The following is a 19,205-nucleotide window of genomic DNA, read 5'->3' as shown; positions in this document are numbered from 1 at the left end:
AACCCTTGATAAAAGTCAATTTTTTACTTTTAAATCAAAAGGATAACGCTACTTTGGGTGCGACATTTCGTCCTCGTCGTCATCCAGCAAAATCCGGTGCGCTGCACCTTCCAGATCGTCATACTGGTTGTTGCGCATTGTCCACAAAAACCCGGCCAAACCGGCGAGGCCAAGCGTAAGCGCAATGGGGATCAGGTAAAGGAGAATATCCATCTAGCCATCCTTGCGCAGATTGAGGCGGAATGCATTCAAAATCACCACAAGCGATGAACCGGACATGGCCACCGCCGCCACCAGCGGTGTGACAAACCCAAGCACTGCAGCCGGAATGGCAACAACATTATAAAGGGCGGCGAGGGCAAAATTCTGTTTCACCAGCCGGGTGGAAAAAACGGCATGATCATAGGCGGTCAGCACGGGCGACAGAAGGTCCCCCTGAAACACCACATCCGCGGTATTCTGGGTAATATCCATTGCGCTTGAAGGCGACATCGAAACCGCGGCGGCCGAAAGCGCCGGCGCGTCATTAAGGCCGTCGCCCACCATCAGCACCGTCCGGCCTTGTTCCTTCAAGTCAGCCAGATAAGCGCATTTTCCTGCGGGCTTCACTTCGGCTTGCACCCGGTCAATACCCAGAGCCGCGCCAACATCCGTGGCAACCTGCGTGCGGTCGCCGGACAGCAGATGAACCTCCAGCCCACGTGCCTTGAGGGCCGAAACGGTCTCTTTGGCATCCGTCCTCAGCTGGTCCGCAAACTGGAACCGCGCTTTGGGCTGACCATCCACCGCCAGCCAAAGTTCCAGCACCGCATCGCCGTCATCCGGCTGCCCGCCACACCAGGCGCGACTGCCAAGCCGGACAGATTTGCCGTCAATGTGGGCTTCCATGCCGTGGCCGGGAACCTCAACCGGTTCAACTGAAATCACATCACCTTCAAATGTATCCCTGAGCGCACCCGCCAATGGATGCTTACTATGGGCTGCCAACGATGCTGCAAGCGCAAGGTCGTTTGGTCCCGCATCATGGGTTTTCAACTTGGGGCGGCCTATAGTCAGCGTACCTGTTTTGTCGAACACCACAGTATCAATGCCCGTGAGTTTCTCCAGTGCGTCGCCGGATTTCAGCAGGACCCCGGCACGCATCAGTTTGCCGCTTGCCAATACCTGAACAACCGGCACTGCCAGCCCCAGCGCACACGGGCAGGTGATGATCAACACCGTCACCGCATGCAGGAGCGATTCCTGCCATGGCGCGGATGCCAGAAGCCACCAGCCAAGGAAGGTCAGCGCCCCCATGGCATGGACGACCGGCGTATAAAGCCGCGCCGCCTTGTCTGCGAGCCGGACATATTTGGCCCGTCCCTGCTCTGACGTTTCCATCAGCCTGACGATTTCACTGAGAAGGCTTTTTTCACTGGCCTTGGAAACGCGCACCTGCAACGGCGCCGACAGGTTGACCGTACCGGCGAACACGTCTGCGCCTTCTGCCACCGCTTCCGGCACTGTTTCGCCTGTGATCAGCGACATATCAACCGCTGACGCGCCCCGTTCAACAATGCCGTCTGCGGGAATCGATTCGCCGGTTGCCACCAGAACCAAGGCACCCTGGCGCAGTTCCTTGATCGGCACCTGCGAGACCTTGCCGCCCTCGAGCACCGTGGCAACACCGAACAGGCGGGACAGCAGCTTGGATGCCGACTCGCGCGCCTTACCCTTGGCCCGGGCATCCAGATACCGGCCAATCAACAGGAAGAACAGCAGCATCACCGCGCTATCGAAATAGACATGCTCGCCGTGCCTGAGTGTTTCCGACACGCTCATCACGCATGCCAGGATCACTGCCAGCGAGATGGGCACATCCATGTTGGTGTGCTTTTCCTTGAGTACAGCCCAGGCAGACCGGTAGAAGGGCTGGCCCGCATAGATCACGGTTGGAAGTGCGATCAGGGCGGATATCCAGTGGAACAGGTCACGCGTCGCCACGCCCATGGTTTCCCCGCCAGTGGACCACAGACCAATTGAGATCAGCATCATATTGGCAGCGGCGAACCCGGCCACCGCAATCGCACGCAACAGGGTGCGTTCCTGACTATGGGCGACCGCATCGTTATCATTGAGGGCATGCAGCTTGTAACCAAGTTTGGTCACAACGCCGCCCAGCTTGTCGCCGCGATCGCGCGCGCCCGTCCAGGTGACGGTCAGGCGTTCGGTTGACATATTCACCCGCGCACCGGTCACGTCCGGCTCTGCGGCCAGGGCATTTTCAATCAGGCGAATGCAGGAGGCGCAGTGGATGCCTTCCACCCCGAGCGAGAGCGTGTAGCTGCCGTCTTCATTGTCATGGGCAAGCAGAGAATAGGCGGCGTGGTCCTCAAGCGTACTGGCGGCGGCATATGCCGCTTCACAGCCCGGACAGCAAAAGTCCGCACCCCCGCTTGTTTCCAAACCGCACTGCCTGCAAAGCGTTACTTTGCAACAACCAGACGTTTGGTCTGCTGATATTGCTTTTGCTTCCATTCGACAAAAATCCGTACGTCCCATAGGCCGGGCTCAGGGAAATCAAGCGATGCGCTGTACACACCACCCTCTGTCTGAACCATCGGGACGGTGAAGTCCATGCCCGCCTGGGTTGGGCGTGTCAATTCAGCCCGAACGACTGCGCCTTCCATTGCTTTGCCGTTCGCATCAAACAGGCTGAATTCAAGCAGCTTGTCAGCTTCACCGAAGCGTACGTCGCCCTGCCAGCCCAGCGCGGCCTGCGCATCAGCCGCAGCGACTGTCTCATTATAGCGGAGACCTTCCTCATAGGCGTGCTTGGTAACAACACCTGTATGGGTGCTGGTTGCCATATAGACGAAAATGCCGTCCAGTATGGCAATCACGACAAAGAATCCCACGATCATCCAGGGAATCCAGCGGCCACTTTTCTGTGTCACTTCTTCTGTCACGATAGTCATCCTATTGGCTCCTGCTGGCAAAATGGGTGTCATAGACAGCCTGTTCGCCGGCCTCAGCGCCGTCTGTCACTACTTCTTCAAGGACAAAGCGAAAGTCCTCACGGGCTTTATTTTGTTTCGGTGCTGTAACAAATACGCGAAAATGCCCAACGCTATCTGCAAACACATGAAGGTGATCGATTTGCACATTCCCGGCACCCTGCGCGCGAACACTTGCACCGTCCAGGCCTTCAACATGCAGGCGAAAATATTTATCTTCGTAAGTCTTGTTCAGGACTTTCACATTATAGCCATTGCGCACGGTGCCATCTGACAGAGTTACATAAAGCGGGTTCCGGTCATGTAGGGCATGCAGCTCAACCGGTGCACGATTCACAAGCGACACAAGCATCACCAGCCCCACCACCGACAAAATCGTCATGTACCAGAAGGTCCGAGGGCGCAGGATATGGGTCTGGACTGTCTTCTCGACCTCGCCCGCCCGACGCTGGTCCTGGTTATGGGTGGTGTCATAGCGGATCAGCCCGCGCGGCAGCTCCACCTTGTCCATGATATTGTTGCAGGCATCCACACACAAGCCGCAGGCGATACATTCCATCTGCAGGCCGTCGCGAATATCGATACCCATGGGACATACCTGCACGCAGGCCGTGCAGTCGATGCAGTGCCCACGCCCTTCCCAACTTTCACCTTTCTTATGCTTGCCGCGCGGCTCGCCACGATCTTCGTCATAGGTGATGATCAGCGTGTCCTTATCGAACATGGCGGACTGGAACCGTGAATAGGGGCACATATATGTGCAGACTTGTTCACGTGCGAACCCGGCCATCAGGTAGGTGGAGAAAGTGAGTGCGATGATCCAGCCAAGGGCCGACATCGGCACGTCCAGGTGAAGAATATGCTCAATCAACGTTGGCGCATCATTGAAATAGAAGACCCAGGCACCGCCGGTCAGAAGCCCGATCAACAGCCAAAGAGAATGGGTAACTGCCATTTTCCAGAGCTTGTCGAAGCTCCAAGGCGCTTTCTTGAGCCTCATCCGGGCCGCCCGGTCGCCCTGTACGATCCGTTCCACCCAGACAAACAAGTCGGTCCAGACGGTTTGCGGACAGGCATAGCCGCACCAGACGCGCCCGAACAGGCTGGTGACGAAAAAGAGCGCCACAGCTGCCAGGATCAGGATGCCGGTAAGGTAGTAAACCTCCTGCGGCCATATCTCGATAAAGAAGAAATAGGCCCGGCGGGCTGGCATGTCGATCAGGATTGCCTGATCAGGCGCGTGCGGCCCCCTGTCCCACCGAAGGAAGGGCGCGAGATAATAGATGGCCAGGGTAATGGCCATGACCATCCATTTGATCTTGCGGTATTTGCCCCAGACGCGCTTCGGAAAGATGCGCTCTTTCTTTTCAAAAAGTTTGACCGGGGCCGCACTGTCACTCATTACAAGATGCTCCTGCTATTCTTCGCCGCCACCCAGTGAATGCACATAAATAGCAAGCTGCCGGATTGTGCTTTCATCCAGGCGGGTTTCCCACGCAGGCATTACACCATGCTTGGGCCGCCGTATCTGTGACATGATGTCCCCCTTCGTGCCGCCATAGAACCAGATGGCGTCGGCAAGGTTGGGGGCGCCGAAATCCCGGATGCCACGACCATCCATGCCGTGGCAGGCTGCACACTGCTGTTCGTAAAGCTCCTGCCCTGGGCCGTCGTAGTCACCGGCTGATGTGAAGCTCAGCACATAGTCAGAAATATCACTGATTTCCTTGGTGCCAAGCATATCACCGAATGCGGGCATCTCTGAATAGCGGGTTTCATCATGCTCGCCGCGGACACCAACCCGAATGGTTTCATGGATTGCGTCTACATCACCACCCCAGAGCCAGTCATCGTCCAGCAGGTTCGGGTAGCCCGCAGAACCACTACCGCCGGTGCCGTGGCAAGTGGCACAGTTGTCCTTGAAGGCAGAGGCGCCCCCCGCAACAGCAAAGGCATAGAGTTCTTCATTGGCCTTGATCTCTTCAAACGAGGCCGTATTGAAGCGGTCGAGATAGGCAGCCCGCCGCGCCATGATTTCGGCCTGGCTCTCTTTCAACTGATCATATTGGGTCCAGCCAAAAGTGCCTTCCGTTCCGCCACGTTCTCCATCGCCCGAAAGGGTTGGCCAGGCCGGATATACGATCCAATAACCAACAGCCCAGATGATGGTCGCCAACAGCACCAACAGCCACCAGCGCGGAGAAGGATTGTTCAATTCCTTGATGCCATCCCATTCATGCCCGGTGGTCTCAACACCGGTGAAATCGTCTTTTTCAACGTTATTGTCGCTCATGCGTCGTCCCCTTCAAGAGGAATGAACCTGTGGTTTTCGATGACCTTCTTCTGGCTTGGGCGGAAAGCCCAATAGACGATTCCGCAAAAAGCCGAAAAGAAGAAAAGGAGTCCGGTCATACCGGCATTATCAGAGATCCAGTCGATCATTCGCCGCTCCTCTTCGTACCGTCATGGCTGTAGTCTTTCAGTTCAGCCATCGTGCCCAGCACCTGCAAATAAGCAATCAGTGCATCAAGCTCGGTAGTGGTTTTCTGGCCATCGAAATTACGCATGGTCACCTTGCTGTAGCGCTCGACCAGCCCGTCGTGATAATCACTTTCGTCCTGGGCCTGGGCCACTGCGTCATTGTAGGCGTTGGCGATCTGCTCATCGGTATAGGGCACACCCACCATGCGGAGGGCTTCCATATCCTTGGCGATATCTGCCAGATCAGCACCTTTTTTCGCCAGATGGGCATAAGGCGGCATGATGGATTCAGGCACAACGTCCTGCGGACGGATCATGTGCTGGATGTGCCAGAGGTCGGAATATTTTCCGCCGACGCGCGCCAGGTCAGGCCCTGTCCGCTTGGAACCCCACTGGAACGGGTGGTCATACATGCTCTCCGCTGCCAGCGAATAATGGCCGTACCGCTCCACTTCGTCACGAAGCGGGCGAATTTGCTGACTGTGACAGTTATAGCAACCCTCCCGCAGGTAGACATTGTAGCCCGCCAGCTCAAGCGGCGTGTATGGACGAACACCTTTCACCGGTTCAATCGTGGTTTCCATGCGGAACAACGGCACGATCTCGATGATGCCCCCGATGGAGATAGTGATCACAGTGAAGATCAGCATCAGGATCGAGTTCTTCTCAAGTGCTTTATGTTTGTTAAGCATGCGCTGCCTCCTCAGTCTTCAGGCTGCGCGCGGGAACACCGTCCCCGCGGATGGTTTTCACAATATTGTAGACCATGATCAGGGCCCCCGAGAGGAACAGGATGCCGCCCAATGCCCGGATCAGATAGAGATTGTGCTTTGCGGCAACCGTTTCGATGAAGCTGTACTCGAGGAAACCCATGCTGTCGTAGGAACGCCACATCAGACCTTCCATGATGCCGGATACCCACATGGCCGCGATATAGAGCACGATGCCCACGGTGGAGATCCACAGGTGCGTGTTCACAAGCTTGAGGGAGTAAAGCTCTTCCCGGCCCCAAAGCCTTGGCACCAGATGGTAGATGGCACCGAAGCTGATGAAGGCCACCCAACCAAGCGCACCAGAGTGCACGTGTCCAATTGTCCAATCGGTATAGTGGCTGAGCGCATTGACTTCCTTGATCGACATCAGCGGCCCTTCGAAAGTGCTCATGCCGTAGAAGGCCAGCGAGATGATCATGAACTTCAGAACCGGATCCTCGCGCAGTTTGTGCCACGCGCCCGACAGCGTCATCATGCCGTTGATCATACCGCCCCAGGACGGCATCCACAGCATGATCGAGAAGGTCATGCCAAGGGTCTGTGCCCAGTCTGGCAGCGACGTATAATGCAGGTGGTGCGGACCGGCCCAGATATACATGAAGATCAGCGACCAGAAGTGCAGGATGGAAAGCCGGTAGCTATAGACTGGCCGGTTCGCACGCTTCGGCACAAAATAATACATGATCCCCAGGAAACCAGCCGTCAGGAAGAAGCCCACAGCATTATGGCCATACCACCACTGGATCATCGCAGACTGCACTCCACCCCACAGCGGGTATGACTTGCTGTCCAGAAGGGACGTCGGGATGGAGATGTTGTTCACCAGGTGCAGCACAGCCACGGTAACGATAAAACCCAGGAAGAACCAGTTGGCCACATAGATGTGCGGCTCGCGCCGGTTCTTGAGTGTCATCAGGAACACCACCAGATAGGCCACCCATACAAATGTTAGCCATAGGTCAGCATACCATTCAGGCTCGGCATATTCCTTTGCCTGCGTCACGCCGGTGACATAGCCGATCGCCGCCATCACGATAAAGAGCTGGTAACCCCAAAAGGTGAATTTGGCCCAGCCGTCGCCCCATAGCCGGGCCCTGCAGGTGCGCTGCACCGAATAGTAGCTGGTGGCAAACAGCACGTTACCGCCGAAGGCAAAAATAACGGCTGACGTGTGAAGCGGACGCAGGCGCCCAAAGGTAAGATATTCACCGAAATTGAGAGCTGGATATGCCATCTGGAGTGCAATAAACACTCCAACGGCAAAACCAACTACGCCCCAAAATACCGACGCGATCGTGAAAAGCCTCACGATCTCGTCGTTATAGTTCGGTTTTTCTGAAAGCATATTCATGTTTCCATCCTTAAAAAACCATACTGCTGGCTATGACAAACAAACTGATACTATTGAAGACCAACACACCGCGAACGGCTGTGGCCATGTGACGGGGCCAGCGCCGCACGGCGAACTGTCCCCCTGACCCGATGAGAAAAAGCGCAGGCATGGTGCCCACACAGAAGGCGCCCATGGCGAGAGCTGCGGCAAGTGGGCTGGCGGTGGAAGCCACCGCCATCAAGGCCGCAGCCAACAGACCGCAAGGCAGAAACCCAAGAATGACGCCGAGGGCGTAGCGGTGCGCCATAGACGGCGCCTCGAAAAATGGGCGTGCCGCACGGCCAACAGCAGCCCCAAGACCAGACAGCACGCTGCCCAGCACAGGTGGCCATATCCGGGTATTCAAAGCGGGGAATGCCGCCGCCAGAAACAGCACTGCTGCAACACACAGTAGCGCCACCGTCACGGCGCGCTGTGCAGGTGCTTCAAACAGGTAACCGGACAGGCTGGCGGCCAGAACACCCAGAATCATATAAGTGGTCATGCGGCCCAGATGATAAGGCAGGAGCAAGGCGCCTCGGGCGCGCTTCAGGCCTTTTGACGGGCTGCGCGCATCGTCAACTCCAATCTGAGCAAGCACAAATGGGCCGCACATGCCGGCGCAGTGCGTCAGGCTGCCCAGCAGTCCGCCCAGAAAAAGCGTTACCATAATGCTGCCGTGATCCGTAATAGCAGCCTGGCAATATTGGATAAAAAGCTCCACCCGCGTTGCCTTTGTATTCAACCAAACATGAAGCCAACATACCGATTTCCTCTGTCGGCATATTGACAAATGTCAAATACTGGGAACTCTGCGACAGCTTGTCTCACTATTGCTATCGCTTACTCAGAGCAAGATGGGGAAGTATGCCAGCAAGGCTGGTGTGGGGCAAGTGAGGCGCCAGCCCCATGAGGGAATATCTTTAAATGTCAGAGGCCTATGAATGGCTGAATCATACGCCCGATAAAGCTGTGGAGCCGGATCGGTGCATCTGTAACCACTAGACAGATACAGTCTTCGCCTTCGTCAATCATTGGTTGATGGTTGGTGACATCCTTGTCTGCCAGCTCCAGAAGGCCCGGGCCAAATCGCTTGTCACCGACATGATAGCTGCCGCGCAGCACAAGCGTCATCTCAAGCCCCGTATGATCATGGAGCGGCATTTCGGTGCCGCCACGGGCCCGCAGAAGCCAAAGCTTCTCGCCGTCCGGGCCACTCGAAAGCTTATGCTGGTACATGCCCGGCCCCATCATCCGCCACTTGAGGCCATCCAGCGGCTTGTCGAGATAGGACCGCAGCGGCGTCGGTAAGTCGTCATCAGACGTCAGTATCGGGGTTGCTTCATCCTCTGCATCAAGCTCAGGCATATCAATTCGCGCCATAAGGTCATCGAACGACATGTCCAGATTGGACGTGGCATCCTGCGCCTCAAGCAACGCACCGCCTATGGCTTCTGCGTCTGCGACCCGCGCTTTCAGGCTCGGGTGATAAGCCACGTGGGTTGCAACCAACAGCGCCCTTTCATCTGACAAGGCACCAGCTGCATAAGATACCAGCCATTCATCAGGGATAAGCCCATACTGCTGCGTCATCCCATTTCTCCTAACTCGCTACGCATGGCGCCAAACGCCAATCTAATTCTCGACTTCACAGTCCCCAGTGGCAACTCAAGCCGCTCAGCAATCTGGGAATGAGAAAGTTCTTCAAAGAAAGAAAGATGGATTACTTCCTTGTATTTGGGTTTCAAGGCTTCAATCGCTTTCGAAACCCGTTCTGCCGTCTGCCCTTCCATAACGGGGCGATCTGTTTCGTCATCAGCCTGCATATGATGCAGATGATCGTCCGCGTTTACCTCCGGATACTTGGCACGGCGACGGTAGTCGATGAACGCATTTCGTGCGATCCGGAACATCCAGGTCGACAATTTGGCCTTGTCGCTCTGGAATTGGTGCGCCTTGCGCCAAACCTTGATCAGGACTTCCTGCATCAGGTCTTCAGCAACTTCCGCCGTGACACCCATTGACATCAGGTGGGCCTTCAGGCGCGGCGCAAAATAAACGAACAGAAGCTTGAACGCCGACTTATCCCTTTGCTCTGCAACCCGGGTCATCAACTGTTCGTGCGTCAGGTTTTTAATGTCAGTTTCTGCGGCTATATCGACCACCCTTGCTGATGTGCGCGGACGGTCAGTTACACAGGCACGGTTATCAGTGTGCTCCCCAACCATCATCGGGAACATTAACGCGAGAATTGGATTGTTGCCAGTCTCGTCAAAATATCGTGCTTGCGCTTTCATGCCTTTGATACGCAGCCGCGCTGAAGCTGGATCACACACTTCCAATAAAGGTCTGGCGCGTATGGCAGATGTGAAAACGCCCCACCGAATGGCGGGGCGATCTCAATCGCTTACATTGGCGTTGCGACCAACTTAGATCAGCACATTGTCTTCTGTCAGATCAATAAGGTCGATGCCCTTGATAAAGACTTCAGCTTCACCAAACGTCACTGTCACGCCTGCCTTGGTTTCGCTGGCGTGTGCCAGCATGTCTTCGAAGGAGGCAAAGCCCGCAGCGATGAAATCAAGCATGTCTTCATCGGCGTCGAAGCCCTTGACGAAATCCTGTCCACTAGCCTCATCAAAGGCGAAGACGTCCGCGCCTTGCCCGCCAATCAACGTATCGTCGCCATTGCCGCCATTCAGGACATCGTCACCCTTGCCGCCACGCAGCAGATCGTTGCCATCACCACCTTCAAGCGTGTCGAAGCCTTCTTTGCCGCGCAGCAAGTCGTCGCCGTCGCCGCCCAGAAGCCAATCGTCTTCTTTCCCGCCGTTGAGGGTATCGGCGCCCAGGCCTCCCTGAAGCGTATCATCGCCTTTGCCACCCTGCAGCAGGTCATCACCGTCACCGCCATCCAGATCGTCATAACCTTTGTGGCCCTTCAGCGTATCATCGCCGCCCAGGCCAAGGATGCGGTCATCGTCCGATGTACCAACGATGCGGTCGCTGTTGGCGGTTCCAAGAATCGCATTGCCCTCGGGGATGTTCAGCATGGAGGCCGTCACGTCGGCTGGGTTAACGTTCGCAAGGAACAGGGTGTTGCCCTGACCATCCTCGATCACGGTATGAGTGCCAGCGCTGTAGATCGTCAGTTCATCAAAATTGTAGCCGGTGGCTGACATATCGATCTGGTCTTCGCCCGCCGTATAGTCCGCGATCAGGTCATAGCCCCAGTCTGCGCCAATGATGAACAGATCGGCATCCCCGCCGCCATACAAATCGTCATTGCCGGCACCACCGATCAGGGTATCATCGCCATTGCCGCCATCCAGCTGGTCATTGCCCGCTCCGCCGATCAGGATGTCGGAGCCAGAATCGCCGGTCATGAAATCGCTGCCATCGCCGCCAAAGAGCGTGTCATCGCAGCTGCCTGCAAACAACAGGTCATCTCCGGTTCCGGCGAAGACAATATCGTTGCCATCACCACCAAGGATGATGTCATTGCCGGCGCCGGCTGCGATCAGGTCGTCGCCGCCATGGCCGTAAAGCTGGTTGTCCCCGGCACTGCCATAGATGGTGTCATCACCAAGCCAGGAGCCGGAAACATTCTCGATACCGATCAGGATATCGACACCGCCGTCACCATCGTCGTTTGCAACACCTTGCTCCAGGTCTACAAATACACCGGACGCTGCGTCGAAATAATCTGCCTGGTCCTGGGTACCTTGCGAGCCATCCAAGGTGTCGTCCCCCGCGCCGCCATACAGGCCTTTCGGGCCGCCGGTACCACCAATCAGCAAGTCATCGCCGTCACCGGCTCGGGCTTGGTCATAGGTGAAGGTGTTGCTGCCATGGCCCAGATCGAGCGTGTCATTTCCGTCGCCCCCCAAGAGGAAGTCTTCGCCATCGCCGCCCTGCAGGTCATCGTTACCTGCGCCGCCGGCCAGGGTGTCATTCCCGCTCTGCCCCTGCAGCAGGTCGTCACCATCACCGCCATAGACCATATCGTCACCGTTGCCGCCGTCGACCGTATCCTGGCCTGCCCCCGCAAAGACACTGTCATTACCGTCGAGCGCGTCAATGCTGTCGTCACCGCCGGTGCCCGTCAGCGTATCGTCATTATTGGTGCCAACGATTGGCCCATCGCCATTGCCGTCACCGTTGCCATCGCCATTGCCGGCGGGGAGGTTGAGCATCTCTGCCGTCACGTCACCAGCAAACACACCCCACAGCGACAGACTATTGCCCTGCCCGTCTTCAATCAACGCGCTGCCGCCAACATCGGAGACCGTCAGTTCGTCAAAATTGAGCCCCGAGCCCGACATATCGATCTGGTCGGAACTTGCGTCATAGTCGGTGATCGTATCGTCACCCCACGCGCCTTCAAGAACGAAGACATCGTTGCCCTCACCCCCTGTCAGCATGTCGTCGCCGTCGCTATTGCCCCCCAGCGTATCGTCACCATTGCCACCATCGAGGATGTTGTTACCAAAGCCGCCGCTGAGCCAATCCTGGCTATCACCACCCATCAGAGTGTCATCACCGTTCCAGCCATACAGGGTGTCGTCCTGGCCGCCGCCGGTAATCCAGTCGTGGCTGATGCCACCAGCGACGAAGTCGTTACCGTCACCGCCATCAAGGGCATTAAAGCCGGAGCTGCCATAGATCTGGTCGTCTCCGCTGCCGCCAAAGACCTGGTCATCGCCTGAGCCAGCAACCAGCAGGTCGGCGCCGGAACCGCCGTCGATCAGGTCATTTCCGCCATGGCCCCAGATGTTGTCATCGCCTGCCTGGCCAGACAGGAAGTTCCCTCCGGAGTCACCATAGATGGTGTCATCGCCGAGCCAGGAACCGATGACACTCTCGATGCCGATCAGGACGTCAGTGCCGCCATCGCCGTCGTCGTTGGCAATCCCTTGCTCCAGATTTACATACACGCCTGTGGCGGCATCAAAATAATCAGCTTCATCCGCGTCACCTTGCGACCCATCGAGGGTGTCATCGCCGGCACCGCCATACAGGCCTTTCGGGCCACCAGCACCACCGATCAGCAGATCGTCGCCGGCGCCACCGCGGGCTTGGTCATAGGTAGAAGAGACACCCCCATTGCCCAGGTCGAGCGTATCATTCCCGTCGCCCCCCAGGAGGAAGTCCTCGCCGTCGCCGCCCTGCAGGTCATCGTTACCTGCGCCGCCGACCAGGGTGTCATTCCCGCTCTGCCCCTGCAACAGGTCGTCACCATCACCGCCATAGACCATATCATCGCCATTGCCACCAATGAGCGTATCATGGCCGCCTTGACCCAAGATGGTATCATCGCCGTTGCCGCCGAAAATGCTATCGTCGTTTGCTGTGCCGTTCAGACTGTCGGAATTATTGGTGCCAATGATAATGGCCATGGATTGCCTCCCCAAAGACATGAAAGATGGATATTATTGTTACTAAAACACAAATCAGAAAACCCATGCCATATCTCGGAAAGGTTGCATAGCGTTAATTTTCATTAACTTTTGGTGACAGCAAAAAATCATATTGGGTTTTGGGATAGGAGTTACCGCCGCTCGCGCTGTGCCTTTTGTCGGCCTTATCCTTTGTTTCACTAGGATTTGGTCCCAGCACAGGTTAGCTCTCCCCACAGCAAGAAACCCCGGGCCGTTGGACCGAGGTTTTCTTTTGGTTACGGGGTAGGATTTATTCGGTGCCGCTCAAGCCCAAAATCGCCGCTTTCATTGCAACCTTGTCAAAACGCTTCAAGGCCCGCGGCAACTACTTCCTATTTATTTTCTGCCTTGGCCTGCAGCCGGCGCTTGTGCAAGAGAGGTTCGGTATAGCCACTTGGCTGTTCCCTGCCCTTGAAGATCAGATCGGCAGCCGCCTGGAAGGCAATGCTGTCCTCAAAATTTGGCGCCATGGGGCGGTAAGCGGGATCACCGGCATTTTGCTTGTCAACAATAGCGGCCATTCGCTTGAGAGCTTCCATCACCTGCGCTTCGGTGCAGATACCGTGATGCAGCCAGTTCGCCACATGCTGGCTGGAAATTCGCAGTGTCGCCCGGTCTTCCATCAGGCCAACATTATTGATGTCCGGCACTTTTGAACAGCCAACGCCCTGGTCGATCCAGCGCACAACATAGCCCAGAATACCTTGCGCATTGTTATCCAGCTCGCGCTGCACCTCCCCCTCTGACAGGATGCGCCCTCGAAGCAGCGGCACTGTCAGGATATCATCCAGGCTGGCGCGAGGCGCGCTGGCGAGTTCCTCTTGGCGCTCAGCGACGGACACACTGTGGTAATGCTGTGCGTGCAAGGTGGCTGCCGTCGGCGAAGGTACCCAGGCACAGTTGGCCCCAGCTTTTGGGTGACCGACCTTCTCTGACATCATCTTTGCCATCTCATCCGGCATGGCCCACATGCCCTTACCGATCTGGGCCTTGCCCTGCAGGCCGCACTCGAGGCCAATATTGACATTCCAGGCTTCATAAGCGGCGATCCACGGTTCCCCCTTGATGTCGCCCTTGGGCAGGAACGGTCCCGCTTCCATACTGGTGTGAAGCTCATCCCCTGTACGGTCCAGAAAGCCGGTATTGATGAACACCAGGCGCTCTTTGGCAGCGCGGATGCATTCCTTGAGGTTCACTGTGGTGCGGCGCTCTTCATCCATCACACCAACCTTGATCGTGAAACGGTCAAGTCCCAGGATATCCTCGACACTGCCCATGATCTCATTGGTCAGCGCCACCTCGGCCGGGCCATGCATTTTCGGTTTAACGATATAGATGCTGCCCGTTCGGCTATTGGCGTTAACCCCGTTTTTCTTCAGGTCGTGAAGGGCACACAGTGTGGTCACGAGTGCGTCCAGAAGGCCTTCTGAAATCTCTTCACCATCGGCATCTAGAACGGCTGGTGTTGTCATCAGGTGACCAACGTTCCGCACCAGAAGCAGGCTGCGCCCCGGCAGGGTCAAGCTGCCACCGTCTGCTGCCGTATAGACCCGGTCCTGATGAAGACTGCGCGTCATCTCCTTGCCGCCCTTGGTGAAGGTTTCGCTAAGGTCGCCTTTCATCAGACCAAGCCAGTTCCGGTACACGATGGTTTTATCTTCACCGTCCACAGCCGCTACAGAATCTTCGCAATCCTGGATGGTCGATATGGCAGATTCCAGCACAACATCTTTCACGCCCGCTTTTGAAGCGGCGCCCACCGGGTGGTCCCGATCAATCTGGATATCAATGTGCAGGCCATTGTTCTTCAGAAGGACCGAAGACGGCGCGTCTCCTGCCCCTTGATACCCCGCAAACTGGGCGGTGTCCGCAAGGCCAACTGTGTCGCCTGAGGCTGTCTCTGCCTTCAGAATACCAGCTTCAATTCGGTATGCTGCGACATCAGCGTGACTGGCATCCTTGAGCGGCACCGCGTCATCCAGAAAGGCTGCGGCTTTCTCCATCACTGCGGCACCACGCGCCGTGTTGTAGCTGGCTGTTTTCTCAAGGCCCGGCGTCTCGGCGATCACATCCGTGCCATAGTAGGCATCATAAAGGCTGCCCCAGCGCGCGTTGGCGGCATTCAGCGCAAAACGGGCATTCATCACCGGCACCACCAACTGTGGCCCCGCAATGCTGGCAATCTCGGGATCTACATTCTGCGTTTCAATCTCAAACGCCGGCCCCTCTTCCTCCAAATATCCAATATCCTTGAGGAAGGCTTTATAGTCGGCAAAATCATAATTTGGGCCGGGGTGCTTTTTGTGCCAGGCGTCGATCCTGGCCTGCAGCTCCTCACGGTGGGCGAGCGCCTGTTTGGTTTTGGGGCCATAGGTATTGACCAGATCGGCAAGGCCTGCCCAGAAAACCTGCGCTTCAATGCCAGAGCCCGGCAGCGCCTCATTTTCAATAAAGCTGTGAAGCTCCTGTGCAATCAACAAGCCGTTTTCTTCGATCCGATCCGTCATTTCATTCACCCTCGCACCCATGGCATCATCGCGCCGTCTACTATAGTCAAATTTCCGCTATTGGCCCGAACAAATGGCCTCGACATGATAACTGCCGCCCTCTCCAGCTCTTGGGAAGGGCGGCAGCCGTGTCTTCGAATTCAGCCGCTTAGCCGAACTGGTTCATTGTATTGTCTTCACCAGCTGCCTTCAACGCAGCCTCGCCAGCGAAATATTCCTTATGGTCATCGCCGATGTCCGAACCAGCCATATTCTGGTGCTTCACGCAGGCAATGCCCTGGCGGATTTCTTCGCGCTGAACCTGCTTCACATACCCAAGCATGGCTTCTTCACCGAAGTAGCGCTTGGCCAGATTGTCCGTAGACAGAGCAGCCGTGTGGTAGGTCGGCAGCGTGATCAGGTGGTGGAAGATACCTGCGCGCTTGGAACCGTCACGCTGGAAGGTGCGGATTTTCTCGTCTGCCGTTGTCGCCAGTTCAGTCTCGTCATACTCAACGCTCATCAGGTTGGCGCGGTCGTATGCAGAAACATCCTTGCCTTCAGCTTCCCAGGCATCAAATACCTGCTGGCGGAAATTGAGCGTCCAGTTGAAGGATGGCGAGTTATTGTAAACAAGCTTGGCGTTCGGAATAACTTCGCGGATCCGGTCAACCATACCAGCGATCTGATCAACGTGTGGCTTCTCGGTTTCGATCCACAGAAGGTCAGCACCGTTCTGCAGCGACGTGATACAGTCAAGAACGCAGCGGTCTTCGCCAGTGCCAGGCTTGAACTGGAACAGGTTGGATGGCAGGCGTTTGGGGCGCAACAGCTTGCCACCACGGTTGATCACAACGTCGTTTGCTTTCAGGTCGCCAGCGGCAATTTCTTCGCAGTCCAGGAAGCTATTGTACTGATCACCGATGTCGCCTTCTTCCTTGGAGTAAGCGATCTGCTTCGTCAGGCCAGCACCAAGGCTGTCCGTGCGCGTTACAACGATACCGTCGTCGACGCCCAGCTCAAGGAAGGCATAACGGCAGGCGCGAACCTTCGCGAGGAAATCCTCATGCGGAACCGTCACTTTACCATCCTGGTGGCCACACTGCTTTTCATCAGACACCTGGTTTTCGATCTGAAGCGCACAAGCGCCCGCTTCGATCATCTTTTTCGCCAGGAGGTAAGTTGCTTCGGCGTTACCAAAACCAGCATCGATGTCAGCAATGATCGGAACTACGTGGGTCTGGAAGTTGTCAATCTTGCCCTGAATTTCGGCTTCAAGAGCTGTGTTGCCAGCCTTGCGCGCCGCGTCAATCTCACGGAAGTAGCCGCCAAGCTCGCGGGCATCAGCCTGCTTCAGGAATGTGTACAGCTCTTCGATAAGTGCTGGCACGGAAGTCTTTTCGTGCATGCTTTGGTCAGGCAGCGGACCGAACTCGGACCTCAGCGCAGCAACCATCCAACCGGACAGGTAAAGATAGCGGCCTTTTGTGCTGCCGAAGTGCTTCTTGATGGAAATCATCTTCTGCTGACCGATGAAACCGTGCCAGCAGCCAAGCGACTGGGTGTAGTTCGCGGGGTCAGCATCATAGGCTTCCATGTCGCGGCGCATGATGCCTGCCGTGTAGCGGGCGATGTCCAGGCCGGTATGGAAACGGTTCTGAGCGCGCATGCGAGCGACTGCCTCGGCGTCGATACCATCCCAAGTGCCTTTATAGCTGCTGATCAGCTCTTGAACGTCTTTGATCTCGTCCTGATAGCTCATGGTCTTCTTCCCGTCTGTTTTGTCAAATGGCATCGCGTTATCTCCTCTGCACACTGTCAACCAGCCACTTTGATCGTCTGGCTGATCTGCCTTGCACCGGTGATACGCGGGAAAAAGCTTTTTTGCACACGGGAAAAAGTGAACTTGTAAAATGTTACAAATAATTTTGTAATGTTGTAAGTTTTGTAATATTATTTATGTAATCAATGAGGCAGGCATGGCAAAAGAACGCAGCATATTCATGGGGCCGCGCATCAGGCGGCTGAGACGCGACCTGGGGTTAACCCAAGCCGGCATGGCCGAAGACCTTGAAGTGTCGCCGTCCTATATTGCGCTTATTGAAAGCAACCAGCGCCCCGTGACCGCCTCCATGCTGCTGAAGCTTGCGGAGATTTACCGCACCGACATCGCATCCCTCGCCCGCGGGTCAGGCGACGACTTCAATGCCCAGATTGCTGCGACTTTCAAATCCCCCCTGTTTGCCGACCTTGACCTGTCCCCGCTTGAAATTCAGGATTTTGCCAGCACCTTCCCCGCCACTGCCGAGGCTGTCATTCGCCTTTATACAGCCTACCAGGAAGGCCAGATGGCCCTCGCGGACCAGTCAGACGGTGAAAGCACGGGCGGCCCAGACCCGGTAAGTGAAGCCCGGCGTTTTCTTGCGGCCCGCAAAAACTACTTTCCTGAGGTCGACACCAAAGCAGAAGAGTTGGCGCAGGAGATCAAGCGTGTCGGCGGCCTTGAACAGTATTTCACTGACCAGCGTATTCGGGTACGGCACCTGCCTTCAGATGTAATGCATGGCTTCACGCGGCGCCTTGACCTGCACCGCCGCGAAATTGTGCTGGATGAAACGCTTGACCACGCCAGCGCCAATTTCCAGCTTGCCCTCCAGATTGCCTATATGGAGATGACCGACGTTTTTTCGGATTGCCTTGCCGGCACCCAGTTTGACACGGAGAGTGGCGAAAAACTTACGCGGCGCGCCCTGGCAAACTATGCCGCGGGCGCCATCATGATGCCCTATCATGCGTTCGCGAAGGCTGCGAAAAACGGGCATTATGATATTGAAACTCTCCGGCGACAGTTTGGCGCAAGCTTTGAGCAGGTGGCGCACCGCCTGACCACCCTTCAAAGGCCAGGCCAGGAAGGCGTGCCCTTCTTTTTCATCCGGGTAGACGCCGCAGGCAACGTCTCGAAGCGGCTGGACGGCGCAGGCTTCCCCTTCGCCCGCCACGGTGGCTCCTGTCCGCTCTGGAGCGTGCATAGCGCCTTCAAGAAGCCAAGAGAGGTCATCACCCAGTGGGTGGAACTGCCGGATGGAGAGCGCTTCTTTTCGATCGTTCGCACCGTGACAGCCGGTGGCGGCGGTTACGGCAAGCCTCAGATTGAACGCGCGATCGCGCTCTGTTGCTCCTCACAGCACGCCCACAAGCTGATCTATGCCAAGGACACCGACATCTCGGCAGTCCAGCCCACCCCAATTGGTGTGACCTGCCGGCTCTGTCACCGTGCCGACTGCCTCGCCCGCGCCGAACCGCCAATCGGCCGCTCGCTTCAGTCTGACGACTATCGCCGGCCATCCACGCCGTTCGGGTTGGTTGACTCTTGATCTCCAACGCAGATGTCGGCCCAGGACCTTTACGCACAAGCCAACTACCGCCGTAATCAAAACGCAAAAGGCGCCCCATTAGGGACGCCTTTTGACCATTTGGTATCGGGGGTAGGATTAGTCTCGTGGCTTTGCTCCTCGTCAGCTCCGCCAGGAACCTTTGGTAAAGCAGCCTTGCGGTCTGTTTTACAAGGAGCAAGACCTGGTCCCGCCTAACAAAGATTTAAGGCCGACCCCCGTGGTGGGGATCGGCCTTAAATTTGGTTGCGGGGGTAGGATTTG

15 protein-coding genes are annotated in these 19,205 nt (G+C 56.5%); 1 reads left to right on the top strand and 14 read right to left on the bottom strand.

Annotated features, from left to right (window positions below; translation table 11 throughout):
- Positions 1–48 precede the first annotated feature (48 nt).
- The 14 genes from ccoS to B3Z17_RS09560 all read right to left on the bottom strand — a co-directional run bounded on the left by ccoS (position 49) and on the right by B3Z17_RS09560 (position 17,311).
- Positions 49–213, bottom strand: coding sequence for a cbb3-type cytochrome oxidase assembly protein CcoS (ccoS, locus tag B3Z17_RS09625; RefSeq protein WP_068304594.1), 165 nt, complete (start codon positions 211–213; stop codon positions 49–51).
- Complete coding sequence (locus tag B3Z17_RS09620; RefSeq protein WP_286829604.1) at positions 214–2,445, bottom strand: heavy metal translocating P-type ATPase; 2,232 nt, start codon at positions 2,443–2,445, stop codon at positions 214–216. It abuts the gene before it with no gap.
- A gap of 20 nt (positions 2,446–2,465) precedes the next feature.
- Positions 2,466–2,957, bottom strand: a complete 492-nt coding sequence (locus B3Z17_RS09615) for a FixH family protein (protein ID WP_286829603.1) — start codon at positions 2,955–2,957, stop codon at positions 2,466–2,468.
- Between the two features lies 1 nt (position 2,958).
- Positions 2,959–4,398, bottom strand: coding sequence for a cytochrome c oxidase accessory protein CcoG (gene ccoG, locus B3Z17_RS09610; RefSeq protein ID WP_286829602.1), 1,440 nt, complete (start codon positions 4,396–4,398; stop codon positions 2,959–2,961).
- Positions 4,399–4,413: 15 nt separating this feature from the next.
- A complete protein-coding gene (ccoP, locus tag B3Z17_RS09605; protein WP_068304602.1) occupies positions 4,414–5,289 on the bottom strand; it encodes a cytochrome-c oxidase, cbb3-type subunit III in 876 nt (291 codons plus the stop codon).
- Positions 5,286–5,438: a cbb3-type cytochrome oxidase subunit 3 gene (locus B3Z17_RS09600; RefSeq protein ID WP_082714540.1), complete on the bottom strand. Its 153-nt coding sequence runs from the start codon at positions 5,436–5,438 to the stop codon at positions 5,286–5,288. The genes ccoP and B3Z17_RS09600 overlap by 4 nt, the downstream gene beginning before the upstream one ends.
- On the bottom strand, positions 5,435–6,169 hold the full coding sequence (ccoO, locus tag B3Z17_RS09595) for a cytochrome-c oxidase, cbb3-type subunit II (RefSeq protein WP_286829600.1): 735 nt from the start codon (positions 6,167–6,169) through the stop codon (positions 5,435–5,437). Before ccoO ends, B3Z17_RS09600 begins: the two co-directional genes overlap by 4 nt.
- Positions 6,162–7,601, bottom strand: a complete 1,440-nt coding sequence (gene ccoN, locus B3Z17_RS09590; RefSeq protein ID WP_068304606.1) for a cytochrome-c oxidase, cbb3-type subunit I — start codon at positions 7,599–7,601, stop codon at positions 6,162–6,164. Before ccoN ends, ccoO begins: the two co-directional genes overlap by 8 nt.
- Before the next feature lie 10 nt (positions 7,602–7,611).
- Entirely contained in the window at positions 7,612–8,346 is a 735-nt protein-coding gene (locus B3Z17_RS09585) for a sulfite exporter TauE/SafE family protein (RefSeq protein WP_286829598.1), read from the bottom strand.
- 206 nt (positions 8,347–8,552) lie between these two features.
- Positions 8,553–9,215, bottom strand: coding sequence for a ChrR family anti-sigma-E factor (locus B3Z17_RS09580; protein ID WP_068304611.1), 663 nt, complete (start codon positions 9,213–9,215; stop codon positions 8,553–8,555).
- Entirely contained in the window at positions 9,212–9,919 is a 708-nt protein-coding gene (locus B3Z17_RS09575; protein WP_286829597.1) for a sigma-70 family RNA polymerase sigma factor, read from the bottom strand. The genes B3Z17_RS09580 and B3Z17_RS09575 overlap by 4 nt, the downstream gene beginning before the upstream one ends.
- A gap of 132 nt (positions 9,920–10,051) precedes the next feature.
- Complete coding sequence (locus B3Z17_RS09570; protein ID WP_286829596.1) at positions 10,052–13,021, bottom strand: calcium-binding protein; 2,970 nt, start codon at positions 13,019–13,021, stop codon at positions 10,052–10,054.
- A gap of 374 nt (positions 13,022–13,395) precedes the next feature.
- Positions 13,396–15,570 carry a malate synthase G gene (locus B3Z17_RS09565; RefSeq protein WP_286829595.1) on the bottom strand — a complete coding sequence of 725 codons (2,175 nt, stop codon included), beginning with the start codon at positions 15,568–15,570 and terminating at the stop codon, positions 13,396–13,398.
- A 148-nt stretch (positions 15,571–15,718) separates the two neighbouring features.
- On the bottom strand, positions 15,719–17,311 hold the full coding sequence (locus B3Z17_RS09560; protein WP_349680320.1) for an isocitrate lyase: 1,593 nt from the start codon (positions 17,309–17,311) through the stop codon (positions 15,719–15,721).
- Between the two features lie 217 nt (positions 17,312–17,528).
- On the opposite strand from B3Z17_RS09560, the gene B3Z17_RS09555 reads away from it, so the two are divergent.
- Complete coding sequence (locus B3Z17_RS09555; protein ID WP_286829593.1) at positions 17,529–18,923, top strand: helix-turn-helix domain-containing protein; 1,395 nt, start codon at positions 17,529–17,531, stop codon at positions 18,921–18,923.
- The last annotated feature ends 282 nt before the right edge of the window (positions 18,924–19,205 follow it).

The organism is Kordiimonas sp. UBA4487 (assembly GCF_002389025.1).
Lineage (GTDB): Bacteria > Pseudomonadota > Alphaproteobacteria > Sphingomonadales > Kordiimonadaceae > Kordiimonas > Kordiimonas lacus.
This window is presented reverse-complemented; position numbering and strand designations above follow the sequence as displayed.

Coding starts and splice junctions, on each gene's coding strand:
- ccoS (WP_068304594.1), bottom strand. CDS start 213: ATGGATATTCTCCTTTACCTGATCCCCATTGCGCTTACGCTTGGCCTC.
- B3Z17_RS09615 (WP_286829603.1), bottom strand. CDS start 2,957: ATGACTATCGTGACAGAAGAAGTGACACAGAAAAGTGGCCGCTGGATT.
- ccoG (WP_286829602.1), bottom strand. CDS start 4,398: ATGAGTGACAGTGCGGCCCCGGTCAAACTTTTTGAAAAGAAAGAGCGC.
- ccoP (WP_068304602.1), bottom strand. CDS start 5,289: ATGAGCGACAATAACGTTGAAAAAGACGATTTCACCGGTGTTGAGACC.
- B3Z17_RS09600 (WP_082714540.1), bottom strand. CDS start 5,438: ATGATCGACTGGATCTCTGATAATGCCGGTATGACCGGACTCCTTTTC.
- ccoO (WP_286829600.1), bottom strand. CDS start 6,169: ATGCTTAACAAACATAAAGCACTTGAGAAGAACTCGATCCTGATGCTG.
- ccoN (WP_068304606.1), bottom strand. CDS start 7,601: ATGAATATGCTTTCAGAAAAACCGAACTATAACGACGAGATCGTGAGG.
- B3Z17_RS09580 (WP_068304611.1), bottom strand. CDS start 9,215: ATGACGCAGCAGTATGGGCTTATCCCTGATGAATGGCTGGTATCTTAT.
- B3Z17_RS09575 (WP_286829597.1), bottom strand. CDS start 9,919: ATGAAAGCGCAAGCACGATATTTTGACGAGACTGGCAACAATCCAATT.
- B3Z17_RS09570 (WP_286829596.1), bottom strand. CDS start 13,021: ATGGCCATTATCATTGGCACCAATAATTCCGACAGTCTGAACGGCACA.
- B3Z17_RS09565 (WP_286829595.1), bottom strand. CDS start 15,570: ATGACGGATCGGATCGAAGAAAACGGCTTGTTGATTGCACAGGAGCTT.
- B3Z17_RS09560 (WP_349680320.1), bottom strand. CDS start 17,311: ATGAGCTATCAGGACGAGATCAAAGACGTTCAAGAGCTGATCAGCAGC.
- B3Z17_RS09555 (WP_286829593.1), top strand. CDS start 17,529: ATGGCAAAAGAACGCAGCATATTCATGGGGCCGCGCATCAGGCGGCTG.